At 73.9% G+C, this 6,510-nt stretch carries 8 protein-coding genes; 1 reads left to right on the top strand and 7 read right to left on the bottom strand.

The window, feature by feature from the left end:
* Positions 1-241: 241 nt before the first annotated feature.
* Together B7L92_RS29435 and B7L92_RS29430 are read right to left on the bottom strand one after the other, a co-directional pair.
* The gene (locus B7L92_RS29435; RefSeq protein WP_081240408.1) at positions 242-1,456 is read right to left on the bottom strand and encodes an acyl-CoA dehydrogenase family protein; all 1,215 of its coding nucleotides are present in this window, start codon (positions 1,454-1,456) and stop codon (positions 242-244) included.
* Between the two features lie 6 nt (positions 1,457-1,462).
* Positions 1,463-2,485, bottom strand: coding sequence for a phosphotransferase family protein (locus tag B7L92_RS29430; RefSeq protein WP_081240407.1), 1,023 nt, complete (start codon positions 2,483-2,485; stop codon positions 1,463-1,465).
* 193 nt (positions 2,486-2,678) lie between these two features.
* On the opposite strand from B7L92_RS29430, the gene B7L92_RS29425 reads away from it, so the two are divergent.
* Positions 2,679-3,614, top strand: coding sequence for an NADP-dependent oxidoreductase (locus tag B7L92_RS29425; RefSeq protein WP_081240406.1), 936 nt, complete (start codon positions 2,679-2,681; stop codon positions 3,612-3,614).
* Positions 3,615-3,714: 100 nt separating this feature from the next.
* Here B7L92_RS29425 and B7L92_RS29420 read toward each other — a convergent pair whose 3' ends face one another.
* From B7L92_RS29420 to B7L92_RS41660, 5 genes are all read right to left on the bottom strand, one after another.
* Positions 3,715-4,044, bottom strand: coding sequence for a DUF202 domain-containing protein (locus B7L92_RS29420; RefSeq protein WP_081240405.1), 330 nt, complete (start codon positions 4,042-4,044; stop codon positions 3,715-3,717).
* Entirely contained in the window at positions 4,041-4,433 is a 393-nt protein-coding gene (locus B7L92_RS29415; protein WP_081240404.1) for a YidH family protein, read from the bottom strand. The genes B7L92_RS29420 and B7L92_RS29415 overlap by 4 nt, the downstream gene beginning before the upstream one ends.
* Positions 4,434-4,579: 146 nt before the next feature.
* The gene (locus tag B7L92_RS29410; protein WP_081240403.1) at positions 4,580-5,140 is read right to left on the bottom strand and encodes an NUDIX domain-containing protein; all 561 of its coding nucleotides are present in this window, start codon (positions 5,138-5,140) and stop codon (positions 4,580-4,582) included.
* A gap of 49 nt (positions 5,141-5,189) precedes the next feature.
* Positions 5,190-6,104 (bottom strand): DMT family transporter, encoded by a 915-nt coding sequence (locus tag B7L92_RS29405; protein ID WP_174704038.1) that lies wholly within the window; start codon positions 6,102-6,104, stop codon positions 5,190-5,192.
* Between the two features lie 208 nt (positions 6,105-6,312).
* On the bottom strand, positions 6,313-6,510 hold a 198-nt coding region (locus B7L92_RS41660; protein ID WP_143626395.1), incomplete at its 5' end, for a hypothetical protein.

The raw sequence follows: 6,510 nt of genomic DNA, 5'->3' as shown, positions 1-6,510 counted from the left end.
TGCGGCGCCGCAGGTCCGCGGGGCGCCTCCCGGCCCGGGCGGAGCCGGGCGCGGGGGAGGACCACCGGCCGACGCACGACCGCCCCGGGGCCGGCACCGCGCGCCGACGGCCCGGCGCGGTGATCGGCACCGGCTCCCCGTGCCGGGCCGCGTGCCCCTCCGGCCCCTCCGGCGGCTTCCGGACGTCTCGCGCGGCCCGCCGACGGGCCGCGCTCTCCGTCCGGCGGCCGCCGGACGGCGCCTACCGGTACTTCTTCAGCTCCCGCCGCGCCAGCGACCTCTGGTGCACCTCGTCCGGGCCGTCGGCGATCATCAGCGTGCGCGCCCCGGCGTACAGCTCGGCCAGCGGGAAGTCCTGGCTGACCCCGCCCGCGCCGTACAGCTGGATCGCCCGGTCGAGGATGCCGACGACCGTGCGCGGCGTGGCGATCTTGATGGCCTGGATCTCGGTGTGGGCCCCCTTGTTGCCGACCGTGTCCATCATCCAGGCCGTCTTCAGCACCAGCAGCCGCAGCTGCTCGACCGCGACGCGCGCGTCGGCGATCCAGTTCTGCACCACGCCCTGCTGCGCCAGCGACTTGCCGAAGGCGTCCCGGGACACGGCCCGCCGGCACATCAGCTCGATCGCCCGCTCGGCCATGCCGATCAGCCGCATGCAGTGGTGGATCCGGCCGGGACCGAGCCGGGCCTGGGCGATGGCGAAGCCGCCGCCCTCCTCGCCGATCAGGTTCGACACCGGCACGCGCGCGTGGTCGAAGACCACCTCGGCGTGACCGCCGTGGTAGTGGTCCTCGTAGCCGAACACCCGCATCGCGCGCGTGATCGTGACGCCGGGGGTGTCGCGCGGCACGAGGACCATGGACTGCTGGCGGCGGATGTCCGCCCCGCCCGGGTCGGTCTTGCCCATCACGATGAAGATCCTGCAGTCCGGGTGCATCGCCCCGGAGATGTACCACTTGCGGCCGGTGACGACGTACTCGTCGCCGTCCCGCTCGATGTGCGTGGTGATGTTGGTGGCGTCCGAGGAGGCCACCTCCGGCTCGGTCATCGCGAACGCCGAGCGGATCTCGCCCGCCAGCAGCGGCTCCAGCCACTGCTTCCGCTGCCGTTCGTCGCCGAACTGCGCCAGCACCTCCATGTTCCCGGTGTCCGGCGCCGCGCAGTTGGTGACCGTGGGCGCAAGCTGCGGGGAACGGCCCATGATCTCCGCGAGCGGGGCGTACTGGAGGTTGGTGAGCCCGGCGCCGTACTCCGAGTCGGGCAGGAACAGGTTCCACAGTCCCTGCCTGCGGGCCTCGGCCTTCAGCTCCTCCACGACGGGGACGTTCTCCCACGGCGAGTCCAGCCCGGCGCGCTGCTCGTGCACGATCCGCTCGGCCGGGTGGACGTGGTCGTCCATGAAGGCGAGGAGCCTGGCGCGCAGCTCCTCGGTGCGCGCGTCGAACGCGAAGTCCATGTGCCGTCAGCCTTCCTGGAGAGTGGTCAGACCGTGCTCGATGAAGACGGGGACCAGATCGCCGATGCGGTCGAAACCGCGCCCGACCGTCTGGCCCAGCGTGTAGCGGTAGTGGATGCCCTCGAGGATCACGGCGAGCTTGAACCAGGCGAACGCCGTGTACCAGGAGACCGCGGAGACGTCGCGCCCCGAGCGGGCGGCGTACCGCTCGACCAGCTCGGCGGGCGCGGGGTGCCCGGGGGCCGCGGCGGTCGTGGAGACCGGGGAGTCCGGCAGGTCCAGCGGCGTGCCGTACATCACCAGCAGGCCCAGGTCGGTCAGCGGATCGCCGAGGGTGGACATCTCCCAGTCGAGGATCGCCCTGATCCGGTCGTCCTCACCGATCAGGACGTTGTCGAGGCGGTAGTCGCCGTGCACCACGGTCGGCGCGGGGGAGCGGGGCAGGTCGCGTCCGAGCGCGGCGTGCAGTTCGTCGATCCCGGCCAGCTCCCGGTCGCGGGAGGCGTCCAGTTGCTTGCCCCAGCGGCGCAGCTGCCGGTCCAGGAAGCCCTCGGGCCGGCCGAAGTCCGCCAGGCCCACCTCGTCCGGGTCCACCGCGTGCAGTGCGACCAGTGTGTCCACCAGGTTCAGCACGGCGTCCCGGGTGCGCTCCGGACCGAGCGGGGCGAGCTGGTCCGCCGTGCGGTAGGGGGTGCCCTCGACGAACTCCATGACGTAGAAGGGCGCCCCGAGCACCTCCTCGTCCTCGCACAGCAGCACGGTGCGGGGCACCGGTACGGCGGTCGGCCGCAGCGCGCTGATCACCCGGTGCTCGCGCCGCATGTCGTGCGCGGTGGCCAGGACGTGGCCGAGCGGGGGCCGGCGCACGACCCACCGCGCGGTGCCGTCGGAGACCGCGTACGTGAGGTTCGACCTGCCGCCCTCGATCAGCCGACCGGAGAGCGGACCGCCCACCAGGCCGGGCCGCTCCCGTTCGAGCAGGCCGCGCAGCCGGTCGAGGTCGAGTCCGGGCGGGTGGTCGGGGCTCATCGTCGCTCCTTACGGGAAGGTGAACCGTACCGCCTCATGATGCCGACCGGTCGGTATGGAGTCCAGAGCGGGGATGAAACGTGATCGGAGCCACGATAGACCCCGTCGCCCGGCATCCTCCGGCGTCACGCGAACGGTGCACATCGCTCCGTTCGGCTTGCGCGGCGCGAGACGACCCCGGAGGGTCGGACGCATGAAGGCGATCAGGTACTCACGGTACGGCGGCCCCGAGGTGCTCGGACTGGAGGAGGTCGACGATCCCGTGGTCGGCCCCGACTCGGTGCTCGTGAAGGTCCGGGCGGCGGCCGTCAACCCGGTCGACTGGAAGTGCCGTGAGGGCCACCTCGATCCGATCCTCCAGGCCGTCTTCCCGGTGATCCCCGGCTGGGACGTCTCGGGCGTGGTCGTCCGCCCCGGGGTCGCCGTCCCGGAGTTCGCCGTCGGCGACGAGGTGATCGGCTACGTGCGCGAGGACTTCCTCTCCCGGGGCACCTTCGCCGAGTACGTGGCCGCCCCGGTGCGCGCCCTGGCGCTCAAGCCGCGCAACCTGACCTTCGAGGAGGCGGCCGGCCTGCCCCTCGCGGGACTCACCGCGTACCAGGTCCTGCACAAGGTCCTCGAGGTCAGGCGCGGCGAGACCGTCCTGGTGCACGCCGCGGCCGGCGGTGTCGGCTCCCTCGCGGTCCAGCTCGCCGCCCACCTCGGCGCCCGGGTCATCGGTACGGCGAGCGAGGGCAACCACGACTTCGTCCGCCGGCTGGGCGGGGAGCCGGTGAGCTACGGCGAGGGCCTGGTCGAACGGGTGCGCGGGCTGGCCCCCGAGGGCGTGGACGCGGTGTTCGACACGGTCGGCGGCGACGCCCTGAAGGTCTCCGCGAACCTGCTCGCCCCCGAGGGCCGTCTGGCGTCGATCGCCGACAACGAGGTGGTGGACTACGGCGGCCGGTACCACTTCGTCCGTCCCGACCCGCAGGATCTGCGGCGCCTGTCCGAACTGGCGGAACAGGGCGTGGTGAGCGTGCACGTCTCGGAGACGTTCCCGCTGGAGCGCACGGCGGACGCCCACCGGCTGAACCAGGAGGGCCGGACCCGGGGCAAGATCGTGGTGACGGTGGCCGGGAAGGAGTAAGGGCAGGGGGAGGAGGGCCGGGGCCCGCCCGGCGGACCGGTCGGCCCCGGACCGGGGCCGACGGCGCTTCCCGCCCGGCCTCCCGAGGCGGGAAGCGCCGTCAGCCCCGGGCGACGAGGGCCGCCCCGCACACGGCCAGCGCCACCGTGCAGAGCACCGCCGCGGTCGCGTACCGGGGAGCGAGCACCTCCGGCGTGCTCGTGGCCGCGAGGGCGCGGATGCGGCGGTGGGCGACGCCCAGGAGCCCCAGCCAGCAGGCGCAGCACAGCGCGCACGCGACGATCCCGGCCGTCGACACCCCGCCGGTCAGCGCGGCCTTCCCGGCGAGCACGCCCGCGACGGTGCCCGAAAGGGTCGTACGCCGCCACGCCAGCCGGGTCCGCTCGGGCTGCAGCCCGGGGTCCCGGACCCGGGACGCCGGTCCGGTCACCCCTCCCACCCCACGAGCACCACGACGACCATCGCCACGGCCACGACCGCGACGACGAGGCTCAGCAGCGCCGGGAACCGCGACACCGGCAGGTCCTCGCCGCGGCGCATGGCCCGCTCGCAGCGCACCCAGTGGTTGACCGCCCGCAGCGCGCACAGCACACCCGCGACGAGCAGCGCGAGCGCCAGTCCGACCCGCCAGCCCCAGCGCAGGTCCGGCAGGAACTGGTCCACGGCGAAGCCGCCGCCGATCAGCGCCAGGGCGGTCCGCAGCCAGGCCAGAAAGGTCCGTTCGTTCGCCAGCGAGAACCGGTAGTCGGGCGTCGCGCCCTCTTCCCGCACGTCCTCGGGCACGAACCACAACCGGACGTTCCGCACGAACTCGATCACGCCGGCGACCCTACCGGGGCCGGTGACCGGGGGTGCTGTCGGTGCGGCCCGCCACCGTTCGGCCACGGAGGCCCACCGGAGGCCCACCCCGTCGCCCGCCGGGTACGCGATGCCAGGTCACGGCATCGCGCCCGCCGAGCACCTGCTCAGCCCCCCGGCCTCTCCGACGGACCCGGCAGACCCGGCGGACCCGGCCGGTCCGACCGGTACGCCCTGAGCCGCTCGTACGCCGCCCGCCCGTCCGGGACCCACTCCCACTCGCCCAGGCGCCGCTCCAGCTCGCTCTCCGTCAGGAAGGCGTGCCAGGCCACCTCCTCGGCCTGCGGCCGCACGGGCAGGTCGCAGCGGACCGTGTACACCGCCGACCACCAGGTCCGTCCGGCGCCGTCGTCGTACAGGAACCTGAAGAGGCGCTCGGGGCGCGGCAGGCCGGTCACGCCCAGCTCCTCCCCGGCCTCCCGCAGGGCCGCCTCGTCGTAGCCCTCGCCCGCCCCGACGACCCCGCCGACGAACATGTCGTACAGGGAGGGGAAGACCAGCTTGGTCGGGGTGCGCCGGTGGACGAAGATCCGGTCCTCGGCGTCCCGGGCCAGGACGAAGACGCAGCGGTGGCGCAGGCCCCGTGCGTAGACCTCGCCGCGCGGGGCCCGCCCGATCACCCGGTCGTTCTCGTCGACGACGTCGAGGATCTCGTCAGCTGCACGCATACGGCCATCCAAGCAGGTGCGCGCGTTCCGTCCGGCGCGGCCCGTCCGTTCACCCCGTCCGCACGTCGCGCACCCGTGCCCGCTCCGCGCCCCCCTGCGGCATCGCCGGGTGCATCCCCAGCAGCACGATGCCCGCGACGATCGCCGCGAGTCCGGCCGCCTCCCAGGTCAGCGCGACCGTGTCGGTGCGCAGCCGGTCACCGAGGAGGCCGACGCCGCAGGCGATCCCGGCCAGCGGCTGGGCCGCGGTCAGGGCGGGCAGGGACATCTGCAGGGGCGCGGTCTCGAAGGCGCTCTGCACCAGCACCAGCCCGGTCACGCCGAGGGCCGCCACCGCGTACGGCTGCCAGCCGCTCAGCAGCTCCGCGAGACCGCCCTCGGAGAAGCGCTGCCCGCTCACCCGGGTCAGCGCGTCCTGCACGCCGTACAGCGTCCCCGCGGCCACCGCCAGCAGCGCGGGGCCCGAGGTCAGCCGCGACCGCTTGGCGCACCCCGTGAGCAGCAGGGCCAGCCCGATCATGCCGCCGATGATCAGCCAGTGCCGCAGCGGGTCGGTGGGCGCGTGGCCGCCGCTCGGCCGGCCCGCGACGACGAACGCCGTCACCCCGCCCGCGAGCAGGGCGAGACCCACCCAGCCCTGACGGCCGAGCGGCTGCCGGGTCTGGTGGCGGGAGAGCACGAGCGCGAACAGCAGGTTCGTCGCCAGCAGGGGTTCCACCAGGGACAGCTCGCCCCGGCCCAGCGCGACCGCGCCGAGTCCCATGCCGGCCACCATGAGAGCCATGCCGCCCAGCCAGCGCGGCATCCTCATCAGGTCGAGGAGGAGCCGCGGGGAGAGGAAGTCGCCGAGCGGGGCCCGCTGAGCCGCGTTCTGCTGGAGCACGAAACCGAAGCCCAGGCAGCACGCGGCACTCATGGCGAGCACCAGGACCGGAACCGACACGCTGCGTACCTCGATGATCATGCTGGGTCACGGACGTGTAGGGCGACTCTAACCGCCGCCCGCCCGCGGCGCCTCCGTCCGCGACCGGGAGGAGGACCTGCACCGTCGCGCCGCCCGGCCCGCCTTTCGGCCCTCTCGATCAAGTCACCCTGAAGTCACGGCAGTTGACGCGTGTAATGCCCCGGGCGCCCTTGACGTCGTCCGTGGGCTGACGGTTTGCTGTGAGTGATCAGTCCATGGCGATCGGCAGCCGACCACTGCCGTACCGACCGCCCGCCGTGGACCGAGCCACAAGAAGAGCGCGTGAGGAAGTTTCCGCGGTGCCCCCACCCCCGCCGCCCCTCGGCCGTGCCCGCAGACGCGCGGCGACGAGCTCGGCGTCGTCGAGTGCCTCGTCGAAGGCCTGCGCCGCGCGTCTGCGGGCACG

The sequence above is a fragment of the Streptomyces viridosporus genome (assembly GCF_002078235.1).
Taxonomy (GTDB): Bacteria; Actinomycetota; Actinomycetes; order Streptomycetales; family Streptomycetaceae; genus Streptomyces; species Streptomyces viridosporus.
The sequence above is the reverse complement of the archived record's forward strand: the minus strand, read 5'-3'. Positions and strand labels throughout refer to the sequence as shown.

Bases quoted from the DNA above. Each gene is read 5' to 3' on its own strand.
- B7L92_RS29435 (WP_081240408.1), bottom strand. From the start codon at position 1,456: ATGGACTTCGCGTTCGACGCGCGCACCGAGGAGCTGCGCGCCAGGCTC.
- B7L92_RS29430 (WP_081240407.1), bottom strand. From the start codon at position 2,485: ATGAGCCCCGACCACCCGCCCGGACTCGACCTCGACCGGCTGCGCGGC.
- B7L92_RS29425 (WP_081240406.1), top strand. From the start codon at position 2,679: ATGAAGGCGATCAGGTACTCACGGTACGGCGGCCCCGAGGTGCTCGGA.
- B7L92_RS29410 (WP_081240403.1), bottom strand. From the start codon at position 5,140: ATGCGTGCAGCTGACGAGATCCTCGACGTCGTCGACGAGAACGACCGG.
- B7L92_RS29405 (WP_174704038.1), bottom strand. From the start codon at position 6,104: ATGATCATCGAGGTACGCAGCGTGTCGGTTCCGGTCCTGGTGCTCGCC.